The following is a 24,332-nucleotide window of genomic DNA, read 5'->3' as shown; positions in this document are numbered from 1 at the left end:
TAGGTTAGGGCGATGGGTGACGCCGAGCGCGTACGCGCTAGCAGAGACGGGGACAGGTTCCATTACTACTGGGCTGCCCGCCGCGCGCTGCGTCTCCTGGACATGACGAGTGACCTTAAGGTCGTCGGCGTCGAGGGACTCCCTGAGGGCGAAGAAGTCACGGGCGAGGAGGTCATCGACGTCGCCGAGTACCACGGCGGGCGCGACGCCTCCACCTGTAGGACGTTCCGCTATGTACAGCTCAAGCATTCGACTATGCGAACCGAGGATCCGATAGTCGCCTCAGAGCTCAAGAACACTCTGGAGAAGTTCGCCACGATTTACCGGACGGAGATGGAGAAAGGACGGGAGACAAAGCTTGAGTTCGTCTTCGTCGCGAACCGCAGGTTGAACGATAAGGTTCGGCTCTCACTCGAGGAACTCGCCGCTGGCGCCAAGACACTAAGCAACAAGCCTGAGGCCGAACTACTGCGTAGATACATGGGGTTCGGCGCGGATACCCAACATGAAGCCGACTTCTGTCGACGCCTAAAGGTCGAGGACGGCAGTCCCGGTATCGCAGATATGGAGCAGTTGCTCCGTGGCGAGTTACAACAGTTCTTGCCGGGTGGCGGTACTGGCACAGAAATGTCGCAGCTCATGGAGACTGTCTCTCGTTGCGCAACGTCGCTCGTGGACAAGCAGACCCTTGAAGCAGGCGATATCTTGGTTGCTCTACGTACGACGGAAGAGGAGCTATTTCCGGCGCGTAGCGCAATCGAGCAGCTTGATCACATCATTCATACTAAGAACGTTGATGATGTCTCCGCAGAGCTTCGGAACGGGCCCAACAACAAGATTCTGATTACTGCGGTCGGCGGCGTCGGCAAGTCAATTCTGACGTCGATCCTGCCACGGGTCTTGCCGAAAGGTTCGGTGACCATCGTCTATGACTGCTTCGCTGGCGGCGACTATCGGAAGATTACCTCTCAACGGCACGAGCATCGAACCGCTCTTACCCAAATCTCCAATGAGCTCGCAGCCAGTGGATGGTGTACTCCGCTTATCCCTACAGAGGCGACGGAGGCTCTCTACACGCAAGTGTTCATGCGCCGTATCCGGTCGGCTGCAGATCAACTCGCGCATAACAATCCGGACGCGCTCCTCACGGTTGTCATCGACGCTGCCGACAACGCGGCCATGGCTGCTGAAGAACAGCAACAGCGCACGTTTGTCACCCACTTGTTCTGGGAAGATTGGCCACCGAACGCACGGCTAGTACAGTTATGCCGGCCCGAACGAAAGCATCTACTGAAAGTGCCGAACGCCGGCGTAACAGAAATTACGCTGGGCGGGTTTCAGAAGGCCGAGTCCCTGGAGCATCTGCGAACGAGGTTCCCGGATGCCACCGAGCCAGAGGGCGCTGAGCTGCATGTGCTCAGCGACGGGAACCCGCGTGTCCAAGCGATGGCAATGGAGAACGCGGAGTCAGTTACAGAGGCCCTTGCCGCCATCCAGATTGCAAGAACCGTGCCCGGGGAGGTCCTGGACAGCCTGCTCGCTAAGCAGGTTCGCGATGTTGCCGACCAAGGGCATTTGCTTCCCAACGAGCTTTCGCGATTGTGCAAAGCCCTGGCAACGCTGCATCCTCCGATGCCACTAGACGACCTGGCCGCCATCACGAACTTGGATGCAGACGCAATCCGAAGCTTTGCTGTTGCGCTTGGACGCGGCCTCCACGCCGCAGGCAACATCCTTCAGTTCCGCGACGAACCGACTGAAACGTGGTTCCGGACAACGCACGGCGTAGAACTCGCCCAGAAAAGGGAGTTCGCGATGAGCATAAAGCAATTCGCCGCGAGGTCGCCTTACGTCGCCAGCACGCTTCCGCAGCTTTTCTTCGAGGCGGAAATGCTCGACGAGCTTGTCGAGCTAGCGCTGTCGGACAGTGGTTTGCCAGGTGAAATCGAGGAGCTCCAAGCTCAGGAGATTGCGCGTTCGCGTGCCCGGTTCGCTCTATGCGCGATGCTGCGCGCTGAACGCAACGCGGACGCCGCGCTGCTGGCGGTAAAGGCCGGCGACATGTCCTCTGGTCACTCGCGCAAGATGACTTTGTTCCGCACTCATACCGACCTAGCTGCCAGATTCTTGGACGCTAATGTCATCGAGGCACTTTGCTCGGGTCGGGAACTTGCCACCGACTGGCCTGGATCGAACCTGCACGTTGAGGCAGCCCTGTTGTCGCATATTGACCGATTCAAGGACCTAGCCCGCAGCAGACTAAGGTCGGCGATCAACAACTTCATTGCTATCTTGAAACTGCCAAATAACGAGCAGTCCCGCCTCGACAAGGGCATCACAGCTGATGCGGTCGCGGACCTCGCGATGGTAGCCACTAATGTTGATGGACCCAAGGGCGGGCTTGTTTTCATATCTCGCTGGCGTCCGGAAAATTTTGTTCACGAGGTGGCAGTGAAGTTGTGCGCCCGCCTCGCAGATGCCGGACGCTACGACGATCTGGCTGGGCTTATCGTGACTGGTAAGCAGCACGAGCAGGTTCAGGTTGCTGCGGCAGAGACACTGTTCAGATACAACGTCGTCCCGTCTGATGAAGCCATCGAGGCCTTGGTCGAGATGCTTGGCAGGAGGAAGGAGCCATTCAGGCCGGTTCGTGACGCCTTACCTCACGAACATACGAATGTTCGCGCGGTCGTGTGGGGATTGGTATACGGCCTGCGAGCCAGACGCCTGAGCGACGCTGAAACTCTACGTATTCTCGACATCCACCTCCCTGATCACCTCCCCGACAGCGCCGGCTCGCGTCTGACTACGCTCTCCCTCAGCAGCCTCCTGCTCGCGTATGCGCTACGCGCCCGCCTCACTGGAGATATTGTCAAGGTCGAAGATGTCGCGAGCGAAAAGCTGCTTAAGCTTATGGAGCAGAAGGAGCAGTCAAGCGACCACAACGTGCGAGATTTCAAGGCGAACATTCCAGGCATTTTACCTTGGGCCGAATGCTGGCTGGCTGCAATCATGGAGGGCGACACGGAGGAGATTGCTTCCCGGCTCCACACGCTGACATCCAATTATTTGAAGCCGGTCAGCAGCTACAATCCACCGTTCGTATACCTCAACGCGGTCGCCGAGATCGCAGCCCGAATACTGACTCTCATTCCTAGGGGAAACCTTATTGAAAAGTTCGCGAGCTGGCACAAGGCCAATGACGAGCCGCTGACTCGTTCACGCCTCGCTGTCGCGCGCATCGCATCGCGATCGCCGCATCTTCAGACACTTGGACTTGAGACAGTGACGCGTGGGATTGAGGCTGCGCAATGTGATCGGACGGACGCTGAGACCCGGGTCGAGACATTGGTTGACCTTGCGCGAACGCTACTCGTTGTCAACGAGACCGAAGCACGGGCCACCTTCGAGGCGGCAATGGCTGAGGCTGAGCAGGTGGGTGATGACCTCTACGCCCGCTGGCAGTCCCTCGTGGACACAGCGAAGACGCTGGCTACCGGCGTAGAACCTGTCCGTGCATACCGCCTATTTCAGATTGGCGAGAGTCTGGACCGTGCGCAGGTCGATTTTCATACGATCGAGTTCGCTGAGCGGCTTCGCGGGATGCATGAGCCAACCTACTTCGCGGCCACCTCACGGGCACGCGACAGGCGCACCTTTCCTGTCGGCCTGATGCTCACTCCGGCTTTCAAGGGCGCAGCGGGCCCAGGACCTGAACGACTCGCCCTTCTAGCGCTGTACGCGTTTGAGCCACAGATGGGATGGGAGACTCCGGTCGCCGGCCTTTCGCCAGACTCCGCAGCGACGGCGACCAGCGTCTTCGAAGCCTTCACCCGCTACGAGCGCCCGCCCGGTGAGGTCCTGGAAGAGCCGTATCGGAGTCCCAGCATCTTTGGCGAGCGCGAGAGTGATCCACCCTCCGATCCAGCCGTCCAGTTCGCAGACAGCGACTTCACCACTGAGGACGCTTGGAACAAGGCATTCAGCGAACTCCGGTGGCGGGCTGAGGAACGAAGGGCGCTGGCCGAATTCGCCCTCAACAAACACCCGAACCGGCGCCCAGAGGTGCTGGACGCACTTGGTCGTGCTACAAGGGCGACCAAAATCGACTTCGCGAATCTCGCCCAGGCTGCTGCGCAGCAACCCCAAACTCTCGCGCTGAAGAAAGCCCGCGAGCGGCTCGCCACCACACTCGCAACCCGCTTCGCACGGCACATCTGTACTCGGGCCTACGAGGACCCCGACACCGTCACCGTAGCCGAAGCGACCGGGACTACGGTCAGCGAACTGACACAGATCTCGTTCCGAGAGCTCGGCCGCAGCGCCCACAGACTGACCTATCGGGAATATTTCTTTCTTGCTTCCCACCTCGCCAACGCATTGGACACCGAGGCCGCTGGCGGCGTTTTTGATGCTCTCGCAAACTTGTTCGAGGATCTTGCACCGTCTGATACGTCCTCCGACGGCCCCTATGAGTCGCTGCCGTCCCCATCGGCCGATTTTGCGTCCTATATCGCCGGCTTACTCTGGGCCGCGTTGGGCGACATCTCCAGCGAATCACGATGGCGGGCAGCGCACGCCGTCCTGCTGCTGGTACGTCTCGGCTGCAAGGGTGAACTCGATGCGCTCGCTCAGTTCGCTGACGGCACTGAGCCGCTGACACCGTTCGTCGATGCGCGCTTCCCGTTCTACTCACTCCATGCCCGCATGTGGCTGCTGCTGGCTCTCGCGCGGGCAGCAAAGGAGCCGAATGCTGTAACGATGACCGGTTTCACCAGCTGGCTGGCAGATGTCGTCCGCGGTCCGCACCACGCGGCGAACCAAGTACTTGCCCAGCGAACGTTGGTCGATCTGTCCGAGCGCGACCTAATCGCCCTCGCACCTGCGGACGCCGATGTGCTCACGACGCGAGTCGTCGCTGACTGGGTCGAGATGGAGTACAACGAACGGCGAGCTCGCCCAAACCCATTGGACCACGGCGATGAGACTGGTGGCATCGAGCCCGAACGGGACCGTTTCTTCTTTGACTTCGAGCAGTACTGGTGCAGGGACGTAGCGGAAATTTTCGGGAGCACCGAGAGGGACATCGCACGGCGCGCCGCCGAGACCGTGACCAAGTTCGACGGATACGACGTGTTCGCAACCACGAAGGACCCGCGCTCTAGCGCAGGCGTCTATGACCAGCGGCGCTCATACCCGGACCATCGAAGCTGGCCTGGAGAGGACATCCACTCGTTCTACATGGGTATTCATGGATTGCTTACCGTCAGTGCCAAACTTGCCGAGACCGAGAGCGCATACAAGGAGCCCGACTCAATCGAGGACTCCTACACGGGCTGGCTCGCGCAGTTTCTGCCGAAGCGGCCCGACGGCAGATGGCTCGCGGACCGCAGGGATCCTCCGCCAACCCCAGCCCCCGATAGGGCGCTTGCGTTGCAGGAGTCGAAGGCGGACTGGCCATGGACGCTGTCGAAGAGCGATTTTGAGCGGGTGGCCGGCGCCGGAGGCGACTGGGTGACAGTGCAGGCGAACATCGACTCGACACACGGCAAACTGTCAGAAGACACGCTGGTTGGGAGTGCGCTTGTCCCTAACGAAACGGCGCGTTCGCTCCTGATCGCGCTGCAGACCTCGCCGCTGGGTCCGTGTTCGTTCAGGATGCCGACCACCGATGACCCGTACGACCGCCCCGATAAGCATCCGTTCGAACTCATCCCATGGCTGGACATGAAAGAGAACCACTACGGCGTTGACGAGCGGGACGAACGCGGGGGCGGCATTCGCTTCCCCCCGACGAGACCCGGCGAGAACATCATCAGCCGATTCAACCTCACGACTGACGAAGACCAGCGCGTGTGGTTCCACAACGGCCTACCAGTGTTCCGCAGCAGAGTCTGGAGCAACATGAGGCCCGGACTGCATGACCGCGAAGATGGAACCCGCGGCGAACAGTTAGAGGTCCATCACGAGTTCTTGAAGACAGTTCTCCAGGAGCTTGGCATGACCCTGGCCCTCCAAGTCGGGCTGCGCCGCGACAGGCACCGCCCGTATTACGAACGCCGAAAGGGAGGCGACGATGAGTTCGATTGGCTCGAACGATCCGGCAAAGTCTATCTCATCGGTCCGAGAGGAGACTGGCTCGAGTACTGACGACGCCCTCGAACTCGGGCGAATGCTCGCGGCTCACTTCGAAGACCTCGACACCGTCGGGCGGTGGATGGCGCATCATTTGGCCGAACTCATTGTGGCCGCACAGAACGATGCAACCACGACCGTGGAGCAACGGCAGCAAATCGTGGAAACCATCCTGAAGGTGTGGGCACATCGTCACCACTATCCCGGCAGAGCACCTCTTGACGAATTCTCATCGGTGCTCATAGCGCTAAACCGTCTCGGCGACGACCGCACGTGGAAATTCTCTCGGCTGTTCGACACAGACACCGAGGTGCCTGTGCCTGACTCGGATACCTCTGGCATGCCACTCCTGGCCACCGCGGCCGAACTCGAACGGCTCACACGCGAAACCTTGATACGCCTTATTTGGCTGGCAGCTCGGGACGCAAGGGACAAGAACCAGGAGTGGCTGCAAGCGGCCGACAAGGTCGCATCGAATCTAGAGAGCGATGTGACCACGACTCTGTGGCAACTTCGCCGACGTATCGCACGCCGCCGCCTTCAGGTCGAAGGCGGCGATCCGAGACTTGTCACTAAGATCGCCACCGTTACACCAGCAAAGGACGCCAGCGTCGACGGCGACCCCGAAGACGCACTCGAAGGGCTAACAGAGAGCACGGCAGCAGACGGCGCTGCGGGGAGCGGCCTCGATGACAGCGACGAAGACCTGTTTGACGATGAAGATGAGAGTGAGAGTAACCCGCTGAGCGACAGCAACCACGTCAAGCGCATACGCGAGATGGCCGTCCTACTCAACTCTCTCGCCGACGCCCTCGGCACCGCGAGGCGCACCGAACCTAGAAAGAGCGGTCAGGAACAACGATGAGATCGAGAACAGTCCTTGTCGGTCGTTCCTACAAAAACCAAAGCCCTCCAAACTTATCGGTGTACCCTTTCAGGATCTACACTGGCGAGCCAGCGATCGATCACTTATTGCCTTATGTGAGTGAAATTTAGCGCCCCTCATTCAGCTGGTGCTGAGTCACATCGGAGGTGGTATAAGTCTTTGCGCGGGAGCTCCACAGTAGTTGTCGCACTATCGCGCAGGCCCGCACAGTGGCTTAAATTGGGGGAATCCGCCGGCAGCCTGGCCCCATAAGCTGATGAGGATAGCTATGCACGGTTGGAGTAACGATCACGCTTCGGTTCATTTCCTCCCCTCTGCTGGGCTTTGCCGCGTTCGAGGCGGGCGGCGCTGATGATGAAGTCGGCCACGAGCTGGCGGCCACCGTCGGACATCTCGACCAGGGCGCGGAGCGCCTCACGGTTGAGGCCAGAATCGCCGATTAAAGATGATGCCACTACCTGGTCGGCCGTCGTCTCGGCCTCCTCGTCGTCGCCGAAGTAGCCGATCGGCACGCCGAAGAACTTCGCCAGCGCCTTCAACGTCTTGAGCTGGGGGTTGTCCGACCTCCCCGTCCGCAGCTTCCAGATCGTCGTCGAGGACAGTTCCTCGCCCGTCGCCTCCGAGATCGCCGCCGCCGCCTCAAGGTTGTTCTTCGGTGGCCTGCTGCCCGCCGGCCAGCGGTTCTGGATCAACCACTCGATCTTGTCGGCGAGAGACCGCATGGTGTTCGCCGCGCTTCGGTCGTCAGCCACTGCTCACCACATCAAGTTGGAGCGACACATACCCAGCTCTATCGCTTTTAGTTGACAGTCGGTGACGGAGAGTGCCTATCCTGCTCTCGTCATGAACTTTAGTTGATGGAGTCCGCCTCTCCACGCCCGAAGGTTACCGATGCGAGCCACACCGATGCGAGCACCTGACGAGAGCAAAGCTCGTCACGAACGACTCGTCCGCCTCGGCCTTGAGGTCAGCCGTCACCGACCGGCCCGGCTGATCCGCCGCCGCAACGGCCAGTGGGCCCTCACCGTCGGCACCGAAACCGTGTACTGCGCGGGCGCCGAAGGCGTCTACGCCTACGTCACTCACCACGGCCTGATCCTCTCCCCCGCCAACGACGAGGGCGTCGCCCGAGCCGCGACCCACCTTGCCGGAGGTGGCGCTCGGTGACCCGCAACCTCACCCGGGCCGTCACTCTGGCCGCCTGCGTCGTGGCTCCGCTCGTGGTCGCCCTGGCCGTACTGGGCGGGATCGGCTCCTTTGCCACGCTGCGGCACCTCGCCGAGCCGTGGTTCGGCCCGCAGGCGTGGATCGTCCCGATCGGCATCGACCTCGGCATCCTCGCCCTGCTGGCCTGGGACCTCCTCATGGAGTTCACCGATCTGCCCTGGCCGGTCCTGCACTGGATCGCCTGGGCGTTCATCGCCGCCACCGTCGTCCTCAACATCGCCGCCGCGCAGGGCGACCCGATCGCCGGCCTCATGCATGCGGCCATGCCCGTCCTCTTCGTCACGGTGATCGAGGGAATCCGCCACCTCATCCGCCGCTGGGTCGGCCTGACAACCGGCACCCGACGCGAGCGCGTACCCCTCTCGCGCTGGCTCCTGGCCCCCATCTCCAGCTTCATGCTCTGGCGGCGCATGGTGCTGTGGAACGTCACCAGCTACGCCCGTGGCCTCCAGCTCGAATACCTCCACTTGGAAGCCGTCTCCGTGCTCCACCAGGCGCACGGCCGCTGGCTGTGGCGATGGAAGGCACCTCTGTCCGAGCGGACCTCCGTACGACTCCACCTCGCGGGCGCGGCCTTTCCGACTCCGCAGATTCCGCAGCAGCAGGACTCCGACGACCAGCTCATCCAGGCGGCTCAGGCCATCGTCGCCAGGGCCGAGCAGCGCGGCGTACGGCTGAGCCAGATGGACCTGGCCGCCCAGCTCCGCGCTCAGGGCCACCGCATCGCCAACGAGCGGCTGCGCTGGCTGGCCACCACCATCGGGCTCCGCCGCGAGACCGTCTAACGCCAGCCGAATGTGGACCTGTCCCATGCTCATCAACATCCACCGGCAGGCCGAGCTCTTCTTCCAGGCCTGCCGCACGAACAGCTGGGTCCCCGCTTACCTCCGCGACCGCGGCTTCGACCTCGGCACCCAACGCAGCTGGCGCGTCGGCTACGCGCCGAACGACTGGCGAGCGCTCACACGACACCTGCGTACCCGTGGGTTCAGTGACACCGCGATCGAACAATCCGGCCTTGCCAGGCGGACCAACCGCGGCATGCTCATCGACTTCTTCCGCGACCGAGTCATGCTGCCGATCAAGGACCCCGACGGCGCCACGATCGCCTTCGTCGCCCGCAGCCGAGACAGCGAGCCCAAGTACCTCAAAAGCCCTCGCACGCCTCTCTACGCTAAGGGGCGCGCCCTGTTTGGCGTACACACTCTGACCGCGGATCTCAAACCCGTCATCGCCGAAGGCCCGCTGGACGCCATCGCGATCAGCGCCGTCTGCAAGGGACAATTGGCCGGCGTTTCACCGTGCGGCACCGCGCTCACCTCCGAGCACGTCGCGGCCCTGCGCGCGGCCACGGCCCTCACCAATGGCGTCGTGATTGCCTTCGACGGAGACTCGGCCGGCCGTACAGCTGCCGTCCACTCCTACGCCCTGTTCAAAAACATCTGCACAGCTGAGGCAGTCGTGTTCTCTGCCGGTCAGGACCCGGCCGGCGTGCTCCGCGACGCGGGACCAGACGCACTGGCCAAGATCCTGCACACCCAGGCCCGCCCGTTGGCCGACCTCGTGACGGATACGGCCATCGAACCCTGGCAGGAGCACCTCGTCTACCCCGAGGGCCGCCTGAATACCCTGCGATCTGCGGGGAAGGCCATCTCCGCGATGGCACCGGCTGACGTGGCCCGCCAGGTGGCACGAGTGGCCGACCGGCTCGACTTCGACCACGCCGCAGTCACCGAGACCGTCGCAGACTTCGTGACCACCAGGCTCGCACTCGCCGACTTCCCCACACCGCCCACGATCAACGGTGCAGCAGCGTCACCAGCAGGAAGGAAACCCAGTGAACGATCACTACGCGGACCCACTCCGTGAGGCCGCGGCCCAGGGAGTACAACGTGCTGCGCGCATGGCTCCCATCGCCGTCACGACTGCCCAGGTCCTGCTACAGCTGAGAGCTCAGCGCGTACGGGAACAAGCCGAGCGACAGCGCCAGGCAGCGGATGCCCTCCGCGCCCGGCAACGCGCCGCCCACCGGGCGGCGCGCCTGCAGTGGCTGCCCGCGAACGATCCGGCATGGCTACGCAGCGCAGACCTGCTGCAGGTGAGCCGCGCCTGGGGAGCGGCCCTGCCGTACGCGACGAGCGACCCGGGCGCTGAGCGCGCACTGCTGAGGTGCGAGAGCCGGCTCCGGGAGCTCCACCCGTATGCCATGTACCGCTATGACCGCCTGCGGGTCGAAGGACATACTCCCGAAGCAGCCATGCGAGAGGTCGCCCCCCTGTTCGCCCGGGAGCCACGTCCCCGCACCGGATACCGCGCTCCCGTTCGGCCTCAGCTGCCTCCGGCCGTGAAGCTCGCTCAGGAGGACTTCCCGCACACCATCGACAAGGTCGTCGGAACGTGCGGCAACGCCAGGACGACTGCGGGAGCTACGGCGAAGCCAGCGCGGACAGCTGCACCTAATCGCCTTTCGTGATTGTCTGATTACGGAAGGATGTGAGAGGTGGACGCCCTCGCGCACAGCTATGTGTTCTGGATTGGCCTGATCCTGCTGCTCGTTGTGCTGTACCTCCTGCCCGCGCTGATCGGGCTCCTGCGCGGTGTCGAAAACTTCGCCCTGCTCTTCGCGCTCAACTGCCTTGGCGGCTTAACGTGCATTGGCTGGCCGGCAGCGCTGATCGCGGCGTTCATGCTCCCCACGCGCCACGACCGCCGTTGATCCTGGTCCAACAATCAGGTGAGCAGTTGCCGAGCGGCCGCCTCCTGGCTACAAGTCCTCAAGTAGCGCCCGGTCCAGGCAGGCGCGGAGCGCCCTTCCAGACTCCGGATCGCGCCGCTGTTGTCGACCGTGCAGGTGATGCCGTAGGGCCAGTCACCGAGGAACACCCCGAGGATCAAATCTTCCATGCCACCTTGGACGATGCGATGCAGCCGCTCGGCGGCGGCACCGGGCGAGGCGACGACGAACAGCCACGGCTGGTCCTCGGGAACACCGGCCCCCGTACGCTGCCCCGTTCGCCTGACGATCTCCACTTCCAGCTCGGTCACCACCTCCTGCAAGGTGTCGAGCACCACCAGCGCAGGGACCCTCTCGTGCTTCGCTTTCTGACCGAAGAGGCGGACCGCGTCGTCGCGTGGCATGAGCACCTGGGCCGTAATGTCCCGTCCGGCGAGCAGCTCAAGGAGCATCGCGCGTGCTACGTCCTCCGCACCCTGACCAGTTAGTCCCATGCCGTTCAGGGCTGCTAGCGCGAGCAGATAGCCCAGGCTCGTCGGCTCCTCCCCGAACTTGGCATCGAGCGTTGCGTCGGCCGCCTCCGCGTCGGCCCTTACGACGGTGACCGACTCTTCCGAGGCTTCCACCGGTGGGAACGGCAACGTGTCCCTCACCTCGCTGTAGCGAACCAGTCGATCGCCCTGCCTCGTCAGGCGGGCGCGCCGCCACCACGTCACCGCACCGCCGGCCAGCTGGCGTCGTCGGCGGTAGGCGATGGCGAGGACAAGCAGCGCGGCGAGGCCCGCAGGAATCGTCAGGGGCAACGTCGACGCCGACGACTCCAGAGCAGTGTTGGCTGCGGAGGGTGCCGGCTTTTCGGTGAGCGTCGGCCGCGGTGCAGGGCTCCTCTTTGGCCGCGTCAACGGCTTGGCTGAAGGCGTTCGGGTGATGATTGCCGTTGGCTGGCGACCAAGCCCACGTCTCGCCGCCGCTTCCTCTATCACCAGCGGCTTCTCCCTCGTGACCGCTGCTGCCGGGCTCGCCGCAGGATGGCCTGTCCGCCGGTGATCGCGCCGGGGCCGGTTCTGGACGTAATGCTCCTCCGCTTCACGGTCACGGCTTACTGGTGCCGCCGCCTCCGGCTTCTCGGGACTCTTTGTAACCATGGGAGAAGGTGTGGCGGCTGGAGCAGTTGTCGACTGCTGCGGGACCTGCGGAAGTGGTACGACCTGTTGGGGCTGCTCCGGGGCCGGTTGGGAGGCCTGCCCGCGCCACGAGTCCCGTACGGCGCGGCCCACGTCGATGCTGTTGCCAGCGAGCCAGTTCTGCACCTCGCGCTGCATGGCCGCACACAACTTCGTGTTGTCGACGTACCGGCCTGCCGTACCGGTCAGGTGCGGGCAGCCGGGCGGCGGGTCCGCCTGAGCCGTCCCCGCCACGGCCAGCGCTGCGGCGCCTGCCAGCACTCCTGCGGCAGCCGACCGCCACATCGCCGTCCGGCCTCGGAACGGATTGCTGGCTGTCACGACGGCACCCCCGGGTCGATCACGAAGCGAAGATGATCAACCACGATAGGCAGCTAGGCCGGTGCAACAGCGCAGCTCAGAGCCGAGTCGCACGAGCAAAATAACGATCTTCCAGCTACCTATGCCGGGGTGACGCGGACGGTGCCAGAGGACCGGCGGAACGCCCGGACGAGCGCGGATTTTGGCCGGAATCCGTGCCGAGCGGCCTGGCGGCGGGCTGCGGGAAGTCCGCCGCGGCCAGCCGTACCGGGGCACCCGCCGCAGGTGACGCCACGGCGAGCTGTTGCGCGGCCGCTCGTGCCGCGACCGCCTGGGCCATCCTGCCCTGGGCCGTACGGAGCTCGGCCACGGCGGCGACGAGCGCCGCGATGTCGGCGATGAGCGATCCTGCGGGCCCGCGCGCCCCGGCAGCGAGCCTTCGCACGGCCCTCCGCAGCTCCAGCCCTGCTCGTGTCGGGGGCGGAATCCGCGCGTACGGCTCCCGCGCGGCACGATCGAAGGCCTCTACGGCGTTGTGCAGCCGCCGGTCCTTCAGCAGGCGCGCCGCGACATGCAGCAAATCAGAGGTGGCGCCGGGCACGTCCGCCGCGCCGCCCGGTTCGCCGGCTGTGGCTTCACGCAACTGCGCGGCGGCCTGACGGGCAGCCGTCGTCACCAGCTCCCAGATCTCCCGGCGTTCGTCCGCGCCCGTACCGCCGGGGTGGTGATCGCTTCCGCTGCTCCACCGCGCACGGAGTTTCGGAAGAGTGAGGTCGGCGGCGAGCCTGCCACCGCCGAACCACACCAGCTCGCCGGCGCGGTTGCGATGCTTCGGCAGCGCCACCGCGTACCCCGTCACCTCGCCGGGATTGCGCTGGCTCATCCGCTGCCGCACCAGCACCCCGGCGGCTTCCAACGACCGGAAGAACTCCTCTTCCGAGGCCGCTGCGGCGGCTGCGGTGACGACGTGCTGCCGTAGCACCGTCCGCGGCACCTCATCCCACCCGCGCCGCCGGGTCTGTTCCGTCTCGCTGCGGGTCGGCCGGCGCGCCGCCGTCCGGTCCCCCGGGGCCGTCATGCGCAGGGCGTACCGGCGCTCGACGGCTTGGCAGGCCTCCCGTACGCGGTAGAAGTCGTTCCAGGTCCGGGGCTTGGTGCCGTCCTGGCGGGCGAGCGTGGCGACGATATGGATGTGGTCGTCGGCGTGCCGTACGGCGACCCAGCGCACGCCGGTGTCATCGTCGGCCGACGCGAGACCCGTGCGGGTCATGATCTCCTGGGCGACCTGCGCCCACTCGTCATCGTTCAGGATGCGGTCCTGGCGTGCGGCACGGGCGACGCAGTGCCACACCGGCTCGGCGTACCCGCGCTCCCCCAGCGCGGCGAGCGGCTGGTTGAGCAATCCGATCAGATTTCGGAAATCCCGCCCGCCTTCCGTACGGAGCGACGGCTCCAGCTCGGCCGGATGCCGCCATCCGGCGACGACGTGCGGGTTGACGTGCTCGTTGGCCCGGCCCGGGCCGTACAGGTAATACAGCAACCCGCCGACGCGGCGCCCGCGCATCACCTTTCCTATCACCGGAGCGCCTTCCGGACCGCTTCCGCAATTCCGTCCAGCCGCTGCAACGCCCGCGCACACGCGGCGGCGTACGGAACGAGGTTGCCGGGATCAGCGCCGGTCGCGTTGAGCGCAGCGACGGCCTGGTTGAGGTTGACCCCGATGCGGCGCACCTGGCCGGCGGCGTGCATCAGCTCGATCAGCGCCTCGCGCAGCGGGTCGGGCATCGGTGGGTTCACCATCCGCGCCGCCGCCAAGGCCGCCTCTGCCGCGTACGCCCCGTGCGCCAGCCCAAGACGCTCGGCGGCCGTGCGGAGGTCGGCGTACTCCTCCTCGGTCAGCACGAACTTCACCACGTGCGGCCGCGGCACCGGCTGGCGTTGACGCCGCCGCTGCCGCACCTGCTTGGACCCCCTGCTGGACCCGGTGTCCTCTCCCCCATCGGACATGCTCGTGACCACTCCCCCGACGACCGCGCCCGGTCGCTATCGATCAGAACCCACCCCCGACAGGTAGCGGGAGTGGGCGGTTCTGATCACGAATGTCCCCCGCTGCATCCCGCCGGATGCAGCGGTAATGGGACATTACGAATATCTTGCTCTCCCGCCCTGCGGGACTCAGACTGCGGGTGCAGCGCCGTGAGCCGACTGCCGCCATTCCAACGCCTCGGGCACATCGCGGTACTCCAGCAGGTGCTGGCCGGCGATCTTCTCCAGCAGGTCGCGGACCTCCGCTGGTGTGGCGTAGAAGAACTCACGGCGAGTGTTGACCTTGTTGACCCGCCGCTCGCGCAGTTCGTCGTGGAGCCGGCCTTCGAGGGAGACGGCGTCGTCGCTGAAGATCAGCGCGTGGGTGTCGAACTTGAACGGCACCGAGGCGTCCCCCAGCTCACGCACCCGGTCTTCGGGTTCCAGCCGCCGGGTCATGCCGATCTTCACGACGTTCTCGCCGAACGCGCCGATGTTGGAGATCACATACACATAGCCCGCCCGGATGTTGGCCTCGCGCGCCTCCACATCGGCGACCGCGGCGCCGATCTCTTCCAGCTTCGCCTTCAGCTCCTCCGCGCCTGCCGTGTCGCCGTTCGCCAGCAGCTTGGCCAAGGCGGTGCGGTAGTGGGACTCCTCCTTGCGCAGGCGGGCCTTCTCGCGTTCGAACTCCCGGCGCGCGGCCTCCTCCTCCCGCTGCCGCTCCCGCTGCGCGCGGACCTGTTCCTTTTCCTCCTCGACTTTGGCCAGGTAGTCGGCGGTCAGCTGCAGCTCGTACACCCGTAAGCGGTGGTAGTCGTCGCTGACGTGGATGTGCATCGTCTTGCCGAGCTTGACGATGGCCTCGCCGGCCTTGCTCAGCCGGTCGATCGCCGACTGCAGTTTGTACGGCCGCATGGTGCGTACGCAGTTGTCGGCCTCGGCGTTGTAGGCGCGGAGCATCAGCTTGGAGAAGTCCCGCACCATCCGCCGCCCCTCGGCTGCGGAGCCGTTGACCGTCCAGTTCGTCGCGCCCAGCACAGCCTGCCCGGCGCGGGCCATGCTCTTGATCTTGTCCTTGACCTCGGCCAGCTTGGCCTTGTATGCGACCGCGTCGCCGAGGGGATGCTGGTACTCATAGACGCCGACCTCCTGCAGCAAGGCGACGTCCTCGGTCTGCACGATCTGCGTTTCGATCTCCCGCAGCCGGTGATCGGCGTCCTGGATCGCCGCCTGCAATCGGGCCTGCTCCGCGCGCAGTTGCTCGGTCACGGCGGTGATCTGCATCGCGTCCAGGCCGCCGAGCCGCTCGACCCACTCCCGCAGCTGGGCGTTCTCCGCCTCCAACCGCTTCTTGCCGCCGAACAGCCCGCCGCCGGAACGTTCCGGAACCGGAACTACGGGAGCCTCACGCACCGGCATGGCGTGACGGCCGTTCGTCCCAGCAGGAGCAGGAGCAGGCGACGGAACGGGTGCGTGAGCGGACCCGTCGTCGGCCACCCAGAACTGCCAGCCTGCGGGGGGCGGAGGCCAGGACGGGTCCGGCTGCCATCCAGGAGAAGGCCGCCATCCAGGAGGCGGGGCCGGCCACCCCGGCGGCGAGTTGAACCGGTACTCCGTCATCAGCGCCCTCCCTCGCGTCAACCCGGCTGGTCACCGGTCGAGAAGGAGGACGGCCAGCTGATAACGGCGGTGCACGAACATCAGGCGGCCACAGGCAACTGTGATCGAACCGTGAGCACGGGACGCGTCCGGCAAAAGCGGCACGCACGCCTAGCGGCCGGGGTTGGTTGGCAGGCAGCACGGCGGACGTGGTCGAGCGAGGCAACACAGCGAACCGTGGGGGCACCGCGGATCAACTGGCCGGAGTTCCAGATTCCAGAGCGATTCCGCCTCGCACACCGACACCATCGGCAACAATACGTGCGCGAGCTATGACGAGTAGTAATCAGCGCAGGACTGGCGGCGACCTGCGAGGCAACTCCCCGACCGCCGTCAGTCACACCCGTACTGCTCTGAAGGATGTTGAGGCAGCGTGAACCACCCCTGGGTCATCTACCTGCGAGCATGCCTTGCCGTTCGGATACAACGCGCACGAACGGCCCCCACTCGCGGAGCCTCAGCGGTCGAGTGGGTCATCATCACGGCAATCATCGCCGGCGTTGCGCTGGGCTTGGCCACCCTGATCAAAACCGTGGTGGAACAGAAGCAAGGCGAGATCCAACAAACCCTCGGAGGGGACAGCGGAGGTACGTGATCCTGAACCTCCGCTCCGCCATCACGTCGCCTCGGCGCTCATCATGCAGGTCGATTAACGACCGCCCGGCCACACCGCCGCCCTGCAGACGCCCCACTTCACGCGCTTGTTCGTACCGATCTGCCCCTGACAGAGCTTGAAGACCTTCACCGATCCGAACAGGGAACTGTCGGTCGCGCAACCACCCTGCGGCGCCCGCACCTCGAACGGCTTCCGCGCATCGACGGGATTGTCGTTGTGCCAGACCGCCTTGTAGGCCAGGTTGTCCACCGTGGCGTCGCACACCTTGATCATTGATCGATCTGCCGGCACGGTCACCCGACCGTCACCGTAAGCGTCGTTCCAGCCAGGCGTCCCCGCAGACACCGCTCCAACTGGAACCAGAATCAGCGCCCCGACGACCAGCGTGATCGACACCCCTGCTCGCGATCCCATTTATCCCCCCGATAAATCGCTGCAGGACAAATACTTTGCGTAGCCAGGCAAGTACGTCAAGCACTCGCAAGATCGTGTCGCCACGTACGAGGGGCGCCGACGGCTCTTCGGGGACCCCCGACCTCTGATCGCCGCTCCCTAACCACCCAGGCGCAGGCCCGAACTCCGCCGCCTGGCTTCGGAATCTCAACTGCAGAGCTGGACTGAGAGGATGCACGGGCGACTCCCTGTTGCCCTCGGCTGCCAAACTGGTCCGAAGCGGCGCCAGGATCGGACGATCCCTTCTCTCCTTGGAGTTCGCCCTATTCGCCGACAGGCTTGGAGATCTCTACGGATTCCGTCCAGCTTTGATAGGTGGTGGTGAACTCAGACTCATAGGTTCCACGATCACCTACGGGGATCTTCCAGATCAGCTTGAATCTCTTCGGCCGGTTGTCAGCGTCGATCGTAAGTGTGTAAGCGAGGTAGGAGCTGCTGCCGGTCTCATCCAGATCCCCTCCGAGCCAGGAGCTCAGCAGCATCCTCAGGCGACCGCTGGTCTCCTTCCCGGGCAGCACTCCGGAATACGTGCGGCCCTTCCTGTGCATCTGGGTGCTGTTCGCGACCACCTCGTGGATGACAGACGGCCCAGCCGTACCGGCGACCATGAGGGCATACCAGCTCGCGTCTGCTGGACTCTGTTCCTCCAGCAGAAGAGCCTTCGCTCGCGATTTGTTCAGGTATAGGTCGCCGTTGCCCAGAATGACGTAGTGCCCAGCCGTATCTTCGGAAGGATGGACGTCCATCTCGAAGTCGTCGTAGTAGCGGGCACCGCGGCTCAGGACGCGGCCAGTAGCCTTTGCGAAAGCGCTGCTTTGGGTGAAGCCGCCGTCGAACGAAAATCTGGCTGCCGGCGTAACACTGAGTGCCAGGTCGAGGGCGGCGGCGAGTTCCACCGCGGTCTCAGGCACCGGGAGGGGGGCCGCAGGACTGGTTGCGACGACAGACACATTCGGCGTCGAAGACGGAGTTGCCGAACCATTGGAGGATGCTTGGTTGGACGGAGCGACAGTCACGGCTGCAGATAGCGGATGCTGCTGAGTGGTTCGTTCAGGGAGGAGAGTGAGAAGCAGCGCACCTACGCTCGCGATGACGGCCACCGAGGCCGCGGCAGTTAGGTACCGCCGTAGTTGACGTCGCTGCGGATGCGGCAGCTCCGATGGCCAATTCGGAGCCTCGTCCAAGCGGAAGGTCCAGGTACTGTCCAACAGCGCTGTGATGTCCGCTGCGGGGCTCCAGATCTTGGTTGTGCCTTCCCCATGTCGGTCACGCCAGATACGGGCGACCTCCGCGAGGACGTCGTTGATGGTGGGACGTGCAGCGGGTGATTTGGCCAGAGCAATGTCGACCAATGGGCGAAGTCCCCCCGGCAAGCTCCCGGTGTCAACCTCTTCATTCATAACCTTGAGAGCGAGAACCTCTGGGCGACCCGTTCCGTACGGATGAGCCCCCGTCGCGGCGTACAGGACGACAAGTGCCCAGCCGTACACGTCCGAGGCTGGTCCGACCCGGCCCCCGGCATAGTCCTCCGGACTCACCCATCCGGGGGAACCGATTACCAGCCCGGTCCTTGTGAGGGAGGTCGCGTCCATCGTGCGGGCGATCCCGAAGTCGACCAGTCGTGGCCCCGTCGGCGACAGCATCACGTTAGAAGGCTTGAGATCCCTGTGCACCACCCCTACGGCGTGCACGGCGACCAACGCCTCCGCGAGCCCGGCCGCCAATCCGAACAGCTCGTCCCCGCGCAGCGGTCCGTGTACGCCGACATGATCACCGAGTGTCAGGCCAGAGATGTACTCCGTCGCGAGCCACGGTTTAGCGGCATCGGGATCTGCCGCGAGAATCCTCACACAGCATGCGCCCTGCACTCGGCGCAGCGTGGCGATCTCTCGCCGGAACCTGATCCTGAACTCCTGGTCCGCAGCGTGCATCTCGTGGATCAGCTTGACCGCTGCTCGCTGCCCGACGTGATCGACACCCGCGTAGACGATTCCCATTCCGCCGGCGCCGAGCCGTCCGACTATCCGGTAAGGCCCCACCTTCGCTGGGTCGTGTCCCTGCAGCGGCGAGACGCCTCGGGGCCGGGAGCCCGACACCGAGCCAGGCGGAGAAGGCTCGGTCCACCACAGCCAGTACGGCGGCGCGGCCGGCCAACCGGGATCGGGGCCTGCCCAGTCGACTGGTGGCTCCCATCCCTTCGGAACGGTCCATCCCGGTGGCGGGTTGAACGACCAACGTGCGTCAGGACGCGGAGGGATGATCAAGGGGGTCCCACTTCGGGCGATGTGGATGATCGCGAGAGATTATCCCCAATGAGAAGGATCAGCACCAGATGATGTCGGCACGGCGGTGCCCCTCCTATACCGCGTCACATAGCATGCGACAAAGGGGGCGAAACTTCTCTTCAGAGACGCCTCCCTGATCACGCCCTGGAGGGTGACTCCATAGGTAAAGCGAGGATGTGCCCGGCCGCGATCGCCTCCCGAACGCTTCGCGCCAGAGTCTCTTGGGTAGCCTCAGCTTGAACGCCAAGCATTCGCATACCTTCAAGATCGTCCGTATGTGCCAGAAGGTCGCGATACTTGTCGTTGCTCTTCAGGAGTTCTTGAGCCCTAAGCGCCGCATCCGCCTCCTGTACGCGGCGTGCATACATCTCAAGTTCGGCCACCCGCTTCGCAACGGCCTGGACGGAACGCTGTAGCGCCATGTGCTGAGGTTTGATCACGGCGAGCAACTCAGGCGTGACGGCTCCCCGGAGCGCTCTGGCCTGTTCTCTCCGAAGGCTCGTCTGGCTCCTGAGCATCCGTGCGATCTCCCACAGTTGCCGCGGGAGGATCAGGTCGTTGGCCATCCCGTCAAGCAGACCCAGTTGCTGAACCTGCGAGGCTTTGACAATCCGAACAGCGAGGCCGGCTCGTTCGAGCAGCATCAGAGCATCGAAATCGAGGTCGGCTGGAATGACGTACCTGGATCGATAGAGGCCGATCAGGCGCTCGGGTGATGCCCGCTCTTGATGGATGAGACCCACCAATTGCTTCACGAGGAAGGGCAGGATAACCAGGGCGAGGCATCCATATGTAGCAGCGGCGACACCGTCTCCCTTCCAAGCGAAGCGCAGGCTCAGCCACCCGAACCAGGCCGAGGCGATGAAAGCCACGACCGCCCCGAGGCGCTTATTACCCCCTCTGCTCGTCGGGTGTATGAGCGGACGGAGGCCAGTGAGCGCAGGATTGCCTATCATGCGACGCTTGTCGACCTCCGGAATGTCCGGATCCATCACTGGCCATGGGCCGCCCCACACAGCCCTCATGACCGCACCGATCCTCTCAACCCTTCACGGGCACTTTCCGAGGCACGTGTACGGCGGCAGCGACAGGAACGAAAGGGAAGATCACGCCGACAAGATCTCACGGGAGGACAGTACTCGCGACGCACCGTCGCTCTCTAGCGGCAGTGCACCGGATGGGCTCCTGTTGAGCAGCGCGCAGGAGCTCTGCAGTACGTGCGGCCCATCCTCGCGTGCGGGCGTATGACGCATCTTGACGACGTTTGAAGCACGAGACCACGGCCTTTACAACGTAGATTCGCTGCGTCGAATCCCGCCAAAACGGACAGCTTCCTGCGATGGCGAGAAGGTTCATTTGAACACGGCGGCCACGCGCACCTTCGTTGACCGTGGATCCCCTGGTCAGCTCCGGTATTGACGGGCACCGGTCGGGAGCGGTCGGCACGTTCGCCTTCACGGTCAAACGACGGTCAGACAACAAAAGAGCCTGATCACTTGGAGAGTGATCAGGCCTCTGACGTGCTAAAACAGTGTCGGGACGGCGGGATTTGAACCCACGACCCCTTGACCCCCAGTCAAGTGCGCTGCCAAACTGCGCTACGTCCCGTGGCCCGGTCACCCGGGCACATGCAAACCTTAGCGCAGTTTCCGGCTGTGTGCGTACATGACCGGCCGGGTGCGCCTAGGCTGGTGATCATGTCGAGGAAGACGCGCATCGACCAGGAGGAGCTCGCACGGCTGGCCGCTGAGGGATGGACGAACGCACGCCTCGCCGACCACTTCGGCGTGACGGAGTCGGGCATCCTGCAGGCGAAGCGGGCAGCGGGGCTGTCGAAGCGCATGACGGACCACAGCCGCGCTCTGCCGTGGACGCTCCGGCGTGAGCACAGCCAGAGCGGCCCCGCCACCAACCTGCGCAATCTTTCGGCTGTGGCCCAGGGCCGCCATATCCCAGCGGACAAGCTCAACACCGCCGTACGGTGGGCCAGCCGGCTGGTCGGCAACGGACTCGACATCGCCTACGACCCCGAGCGGGGCTTCCACGAGGTGCCCGCCGGAGCCGACTCCCACATCGCCCGGGTTCTCGCCGAGGCCCGCCGCGCCACCGAGCAGGCCCAGGAAGCGTCGGGCCAGACCCGCTGAGCGATCGGCCGGGCCCGGGAGGCGGGGACCAGGCCGGCAAGGGACCGTGACATCCGTGCGTCCATGCACGCGTCCCGACAGGTCCTCGAGTACGGCTCACACGCCGTCGCGCGGAAGGGGTGTGGTCTCCTCGCGCACGTGTACGCGGCGCTCCCCCGGGTGGACGGTGCTGTGCGTCTCGGTCTCGCGCACGTGGGTGGTGTGCGGCTCGGCGGCCGGGTCCACGGTGTACATCGTGTCCGGCTCGATGGTCTCCACCGTCTCCTCGGCCACCCGCGGCCTGCGGGTGTAGCGACTGGTGAGCACCATTCCGGCGATGCCCACGAGCATGAGAATCCACCCGATCATCTGCAGGTCGATTCCAGGAACGTCCCATTTGACGGCGAACGCGAGAACCGCGCCGACCGCGATGAAGGCGAGACTGGCCCCGAAGCCCATGGCAACCTCCTCTGCTGGTCAACGGCCCTTTACCCGCAGAATCCGCGATTACGCAATGCGTGAAGCGCGTATTCCCGGGCAGTGCGGATGAACAACGCACTCACCCCTGGAGGCAGATATGACCGCCGTAGCATGGGTGGCCGTCGCGATCGTCGCCGTGCTGGTGATCCTGGCAGTCGGCTACCTGGTGTCCGCGCGCAACCGCCGGCGCCACCTGCAGGACCGCTTCGGCCCCGAGTACGACCGGGCCGTACGGGAGAGCGACAGCCGCAAGGAGGCCGAGCAGGAGCTGCGCGCCCGCGAGGAGCGCCACGCCGAGCTGGACATCCGCCCGCTCGACCCGCAGACCCGGAACGAGTACTCGCGGAAGTGGACCGACGTGCAGGAGCACTTCGTCGACGCTCCCGGGTTCGCCGTGACCGAGGCGGACGCCCTGGTCACCGCGGTCATGGCCGAGCGCGGCTACCCCACCGACGACTTCGAGCAGCGGCTGAGCGACCTGTCGGTGGCCCACGCGACCACGCTGGACCACTACCGCAACGCTCACGAGATCAGCAGCCGGGCCGCCCGCCAGGACGCCACCACCGAAGAGCTTCGTCAGGCGATGGTCCACTACCGGGCGCTCTTCCAGGAGCTTCTCGGCGACGGCGCCGACGCCCCTGTCAACGGCCGCGCGAACGGCCACGTCGACACCCGTGTGAACGGCCACGGGGACGACGCCGCGGGGAACGGCACCGCCCGCACGACCGACGAGTACGACGACTACGACGGCGTCCGGGTGAACGGCCGCCGGACCGACGTGCGGAATGCGGGGCGATGACCATGCGGACGAACCGGTACGACCAGCGCGGCGAAGTCACCGAGCAGCGCGACGAGATCACCGAGCAGCCGACTCCCGAGACCCCCGAGCCTCTGGAGGAGGAGGCCCGCCGCGAGCGGGCTCTCGATGACGCCAGGCGGGACGAGCACGAGGGTCCCGGCCCGGTCTACGCGCCCAGCGACGCCTACGTCGCCGGCTACCGGGACGGCTCGGTCCAGGACACCACCGACGACGCCGCGTACGGCGACGGCACGGTGCGGGACACCGTCGACGACCCTGACTACGCGAACCATGCGGACAGGGACGAAGCGGACCGCGCCGACGACCGCTACCGGGACGCGCACGGCCGGGCGGGCGACGACGTCCTCACGTCGTCCGACGAGTCGCTTCGTAACTCGCACCACGACTCGCACCGTGACTCACACCGTGACTCACACCGTGACTCGCACCGTGACTCGCACCGTGACTCGCGCCGGGACGGCGTCGAGGGCGACGTCCTCGTCGCGGGCACCCCGGCCGGGTACGAGCCCGCCGGCTACTCCACCGCCGACGGCGACCACACGGCCGGAGCCCACGAAGACCGGCGGAGTCACGACGACGTGGACCACGGCGTCACCGGCGACATGACCACCCCCGGCGCGGACCGGGACGCCCTGACGCCCACGGGCACCGCCGCCGACGGGCCGGTGGCCTACCCCACCGGCACCACCTCGGACGGCACCACCCCGGACACCGCCGGAACCCTCGACGGCCCGGTGGCCTACCCCGCCGCGACCACGAACGCCTCCGGCACGGCGGCCGTTCTGGACGACGCGCTGGAAGGCCGGTGGCGTGAGATCAAGTCGGGGTTCGTCGACGATCCCCGTCAGTCGGTCGAGCAGGCGGACGCGCTGGTGGAGGAGGCCCTGTCGGCCTTCACCTCCCGTCGTGAGGCACTGCTCGGCCAGTGGAAGGACAACGAGCGGGGCGACACCGAGGCGCTGCGCCTGGCCCTGCACGAGTACCGCACGTTACTTGCCCAGTTGACCCGGAAGTGAGGTAACTATGCTCGCCATCGCCGCGGCGGTCGTCTTCGGGATCGCCTTCCTCCTCGACCTCCTCAACGCGAGTATCGGCATCGGCATGACCGCGCTGATCGCCCTCGGCCTGTGCCTGCTCGCCCTGCACCAGGCCGGCGTCGGCACCGCGGGCGTCAACTCCTGGCGCGGCGGCTGGCGCGGCGGGCGCGTCCGCCGCTGACCCGGGCGCCCGCCCCTGGCCATTCCTCTGTGAAGGACTCGGCGGGTCTCGCGGGAGACACTCCCAATGATGAGGACACCGGTCCAGCCGACCGGCGTTCGAGCAGGCAGCGCCGAGAGGAGGCGCGCGGATCCCAGGCGGCGACCTCGTTCGGCTACATGGATGCGGTTTACATACGGGTGGT

At 65.2% G+C, this 24,332-nt stretch carries 19 protein-coding genes and 1 tRNA gene; 10 read left to right on the top strand and 10 right to left on the bottom strand.

The annotated features are described in order from the left end of the window. The first annotated feature begins 12 nt into the window (after nt 1-12). Both HHX40_RS34580 and HHX40_RS34575 read left to right on the top strand, forming a co-directional pair. The gene (locus HHX40_RS34580) at nt 13-6,150 is read left to right on the top strand and encodes a hypothetical protein (protein WP_182883913.1); all 6,138 of its coding nucleotides are present in this window, start codon (nt 13-15) and stop codon (nt 6,148-6,150) included. Further along, complete coding sequence (locus HHX40_RS34575) at nt 6,077-7,000, top strand: hypothetical protein (RefSeq protein WP_182883912.1); 924 nt, start codon at nt 6,077-6,079, stop codon at nt 6,998-7,000. The genes HHX40_RS34580 and HHX40_RS34575 overlap by 74 nt, the downstream gene beginning before the upstream one ends. Before the next feature lie 287 nt (nt 7,001-7,287). On the opposite strand, the gene HHX40_RS34570 is transcribed toward HHX40_RS34575, so the two are convergent. Beyond that, complete coding sequence (locus HHX40_RS34570) at nt 7,288-7,713, bottom strand: helix-turn-helix domain-containing protein (RefSeq protein WP_182883911.1); 426 nt, start codon at nt 7,711-7,713, stop codon at nt 7,288-7,290. A 214-nt stretch (nt 7,714-7,927) separates the two neighbouring features. Here HHX40_RS34570 and HHX40_RS34565 point away from each other — a divergent pair, with 214 nt between their 5' ends. From HHX40_RS34565 to HHX40_RS34550, 4 genes are all read left to right on the top strand, one after another. Beyond that, the gene (locus HHX40_RS34565; protein WP_182883910.1) at nt 7,928-8,188 is read left to right on the top strand and encodes a hypothetical protein; all 261 of its coding nucleotides are present in this window, start codon (nt 7,928-7,930) and stop codon (nt 8,186-8,188) included. Beyond that, the gene (locus HHX40_RS34560) at nt 8,185-9,033 is read left to right on the top strand and encodes a DUF2637 domain-containing protein (protein ID WP_182883909.1); all 849 of its coding nucleotides are present in this window, start codon (nt 8,185-8,187) and stop codon (nt 9,031-9,033) included. The genes HHX40_RS34565 and HHX40_RS34560 overlap by 4 nt, the downstream gene beginning before the upstream one ends. A 25-nt stretch (nt 9,034-9,058) precedes the next feature. Continuing rightward, nucleotides 9,059-10,117 (top strand): toprim domain-containing protein, encoded by a 1,059-nt coding sequence (locus HHX40_RS34555; RefSeq protein ID WP_182883908.1) that lies wholly within the window; start codon nt 9,059-9,061, stop codon nt 10,115-10,117. Between the two features lie 631 nt (nt 10,118-10,748). Continuing rightward, the gene (locus HHX40_RS34550) at nt 10,749-10,964 is read left to right on the top strand and encodes a superinfection immunity protein (protein WP_182883907.1); all 216 of its coding nucleotides are present in this window, start codon (nt 10,749-10,751) and stop codon (nt 10,962-10,964) included. Between the two features lie 14 nt (nt 10,965-10,978). Here the strand turns inward: HHX40_RS34550 and HHX40_RS34545 are convergent, their stop codons facing one another. The 8 genes from HHX40_RS34545 to HHX40_RS34510 all read right to left on the bottom strand — a co-directional run bounded on the left by HHX40_RS34545 (nt 10,979) and on the right by HHX40_RS34510 (nt 21,115). Further along, complete coding sequence (locus HHX40_RS34545) at nt 10,979-11,785, bottom strand: hypothetical protein (protein WP_182883906.1); 807 nt, start codon at nt 11,783-11,785, stop codon at nt 10,979-10,981. An 817-nt stretch (nt 11,786-12,602) separates the two neighbouring features. Further along, complete coding sequence (locus HHX40_RS34540; RefSeq protein ID WP_182883905.1) at nt 12,603-14,030, bottom strand: relaxase/mobilization nuclease domain-containing protein; 1,428 nt, start codon at nt 14,028-14,030, stop codon at nt 12,603-12,605. Between the two features lie 11 nt (nt 14,031-14,041). Further along, nucleotides 14,042-14,473, bottom strand: a complete 432-nt coding sequence (locus tag HHX40_RS34535; RefSeq protein WP_182883904.1) for a plasmid mobilization protein — start codon at nt 14,471-14,473, stop codon at nt 14,042-14,044. Nucleotides 14,474-14,641: 168 nt separating this feature from the next. Further along, entirely contained in the window at nt 14,642-15,907 is a 1,266-nt protein-coding gene (locus HHX40_RS38055; protein ID WP_310738407.1) for a DUF4041 domain-containing protein, read from the bottom strand. A gap of 895 nt (nt 15,908-16,802) precedes the next feature. Beyond that, nucleotides 16,803-17,165: a hypothetical protein gene (locus tag HHX40_RS34525; RefSeq protein WP_182883902.1), complete on the bottom strand. Its 363-nt coding sequence runs from the start codon at nt 17,163-17,165 to the stop codon at nt 16,803-16,805. A 320-nt stretch (nt 17,166-17,485) separates the two neighbouring features. After that, nucleotides 17,486-19,261: a serine/threonine-protein kinase gene (locus HHX40_RS34520; protein ID WP_310738406.1), complete on the bottom strand. Its 1,776-nt coding sequence runs from the start codon at nt 19,259-19,261 to the stop codon at nt 17,486-17,488. A 383-nt stretch (nt 19,262-19,644) separates the two neighbouring features. Further along, nucleotides 19,645-20,379, bottom strand: a complete 735-nt coding sequence (locus tag HHX40_RS34515) for a hypothetical protein (RefSeq protein ID WP_182883900.1) — start codon at nt 20,377-20,379, stop codon at nt 19,645-19,647. A gap of 662 nt (nt 20,380-21,041) precedes the next feature. Next, a tRNA-Pro gene (locus tag HHX40_RS34510) sits at nt 21,042-21,115 on the bottom strand. Between the two features lie 89 nt (nt 21,116-21,204). Between HHX40_RS34510 and HHX40_RS34505 the strand changes: the two genes are divergently transcribed. Further along, entirely contained in the window at nt 21,205-21,651 is a 447-nt protein-coding gene (locus HHX40_RS34505; RefSeq protein WP_182883899.1) for a hypothetical protein, read from the top strand. 96 nt (nt 21,652-21,747) lie between these two features. Here HHX40_RS34505 and HHX40_RS34500 read toward each other — a convergent pair whose 3' ends face one another. After that, entirely contained in the window at nt 21,748-22,089 is a 342-nt protein-coding gene (locus HHX40_RS34500) for a DUF6458 family protein (protein ID WP_111700664.1), read from the bottom strand. Between the two features lie 118 nt (nt 22,090-22,207). Between HHX40_RS34500 and HHX40_RS34495 the strand changes: the two genes are divergently transcribed. From HHX40_RS34495 to HHX40_RS34485, 3 genes are read left to right on the top strand one after another with little or no spacing between them, the layout of a single operon-like run. Continuing rightward, nucleotides 22,208-22,909 carry a hypothetical protein gene (locus HHX40_RS34495; protein WP_182883898.1) on the top strand — a complete coding sequence of 234 codons (702 nt, stop codon included), beginning with the start codon at nt 22,208-22,210 and terminating at the stop codon, nt 22,907-22,909. Further along, nucleotides 22,906-23,946 carry a hypothetical protein gene (locus HHX40_RS34490; RefSeq protein WP_182883897.1) on the top strand — a complete coding sequence of 347 codons (1,041 nt, stop codon included), beginning with the start codon at nt 22,906-22,908 and terminating at the stop codon, nt 23,944-23,946. The genes HHX40_RS34495 and HHX40_RS34490 overlap by 4 nt, the downstream gene beginning before the upstream one ends. Before the next feature lie 7 nt (nt 23,947-23,953). Next, a complete protein-coding gene (locus HHX40_RS34485) occupies nt 23,954-24,148 on the top strand; it encodes a hypothetical protein (protein ID WP_111700666.1) in 195 nt (64 codons plus the stop codon). Nucleotides 24,149-24,332 lie beyond the last annotated feature (184 nt).

Source organism: Microbispora sp. H10949 (assembly GCF_014161435.1).
GTDB lineage: Bacteria > Actinomycetota > Actinomycetes > Streptosporangiales > Streptosporangiaceae > Microbispora > Microbispora triticiradicis.
The sequence above is the reverse complement of the archived record's forward strand: the minus strand, read 5'-3'. Positions and strand labels throughout refer to the sequence as shown.

What these genes read in the sequence shown, in the direction of transcription:
- HHX40_RS34580 (WP_182883913.1), top strand. Translation starts at nt 13, where the DNA reads ATGGGTGACGCCGAGCGCGTACGCGCTAGCAGAGACGGGGACAGGTTC.
- HHX40_RS34575 (WP_182883912.1), top strand. Translation starts at nt 6,077, where the DNA reads ATGAGTTCGATTGGCTCGAACGATCCGGCAAAGTCTATCTCATCGGTC.
- HHX40_RS34565 (WP_182883910.1), top strand. Translation starts at nt 7,928, where the DNA reads ATGCGAGCACCTGACGAGAGCAAAGCTCGTCACGAACGACTCGTCCGC.
- HHX40_RS34555 (WP_182883908.1), top strand. Translation starts at nt 9,059, where the DNA reads ATGCTCATCAACATCCACCGGCAGGCCGAGCTCTTCTTCCAGGCCTGC.
- HHX40_RS34540 (WP_182883905.1), bottom strand. Translation starts at nt 14,030, where the DNA reads ATGCGCGGGCGCCGCGTCGGCGGGTTGCTGTATTACCTGTACGGCCCG.
- HHX40_RS34535 (WP_182883904.1), bottom strand. Translation starts at nt 14,473, where the DNA reads ATGTCCGATGGGGGAGAGGACACCGGGTCCAGCAGGGGGTCCAAGCAG.
- HHX40_RS34505 (WP_182883899.1), top strand. Translation starts at nt 21,205, where the DNA reads ATGTCGAGGAAGACGCGCATCGACCAGGAGGAGCTCGCACGGCTGGCC.
- HHX40_RS34500 (WP_111700664.1), bottom strand. Translation starts at nt 22,089, where the DNA reads ATGGGCTTCGGGGCCAGTCTCGCCTTCATCGCGGTCGGCGCGGTTCTC.
- HHX40_RS34495 (WP_182883898.1), top strand. Translation starts at nt 22,208, where the DNA reads ATGACCGCCGTAGCATGGGTGGCCGTCGCGATCGTCGCCGTGCTGGTG.
- HHX40_RS34490 (WP_182883897.1), top strand. Translation starts at nt 22,906, where the DNA reads ATGACCATGCGGACGAACCGGTACGACCAGCGCGGCGAAGTCACCGAG.
- HHX40_RS34485 (WP_111700666.1), top strand. Translation starts at nt 23,954, where the DNA reads ATGCTCGCCATCGCCGCGGCGGTCGTCTTCGGGATCGCCTTCCTCCTC.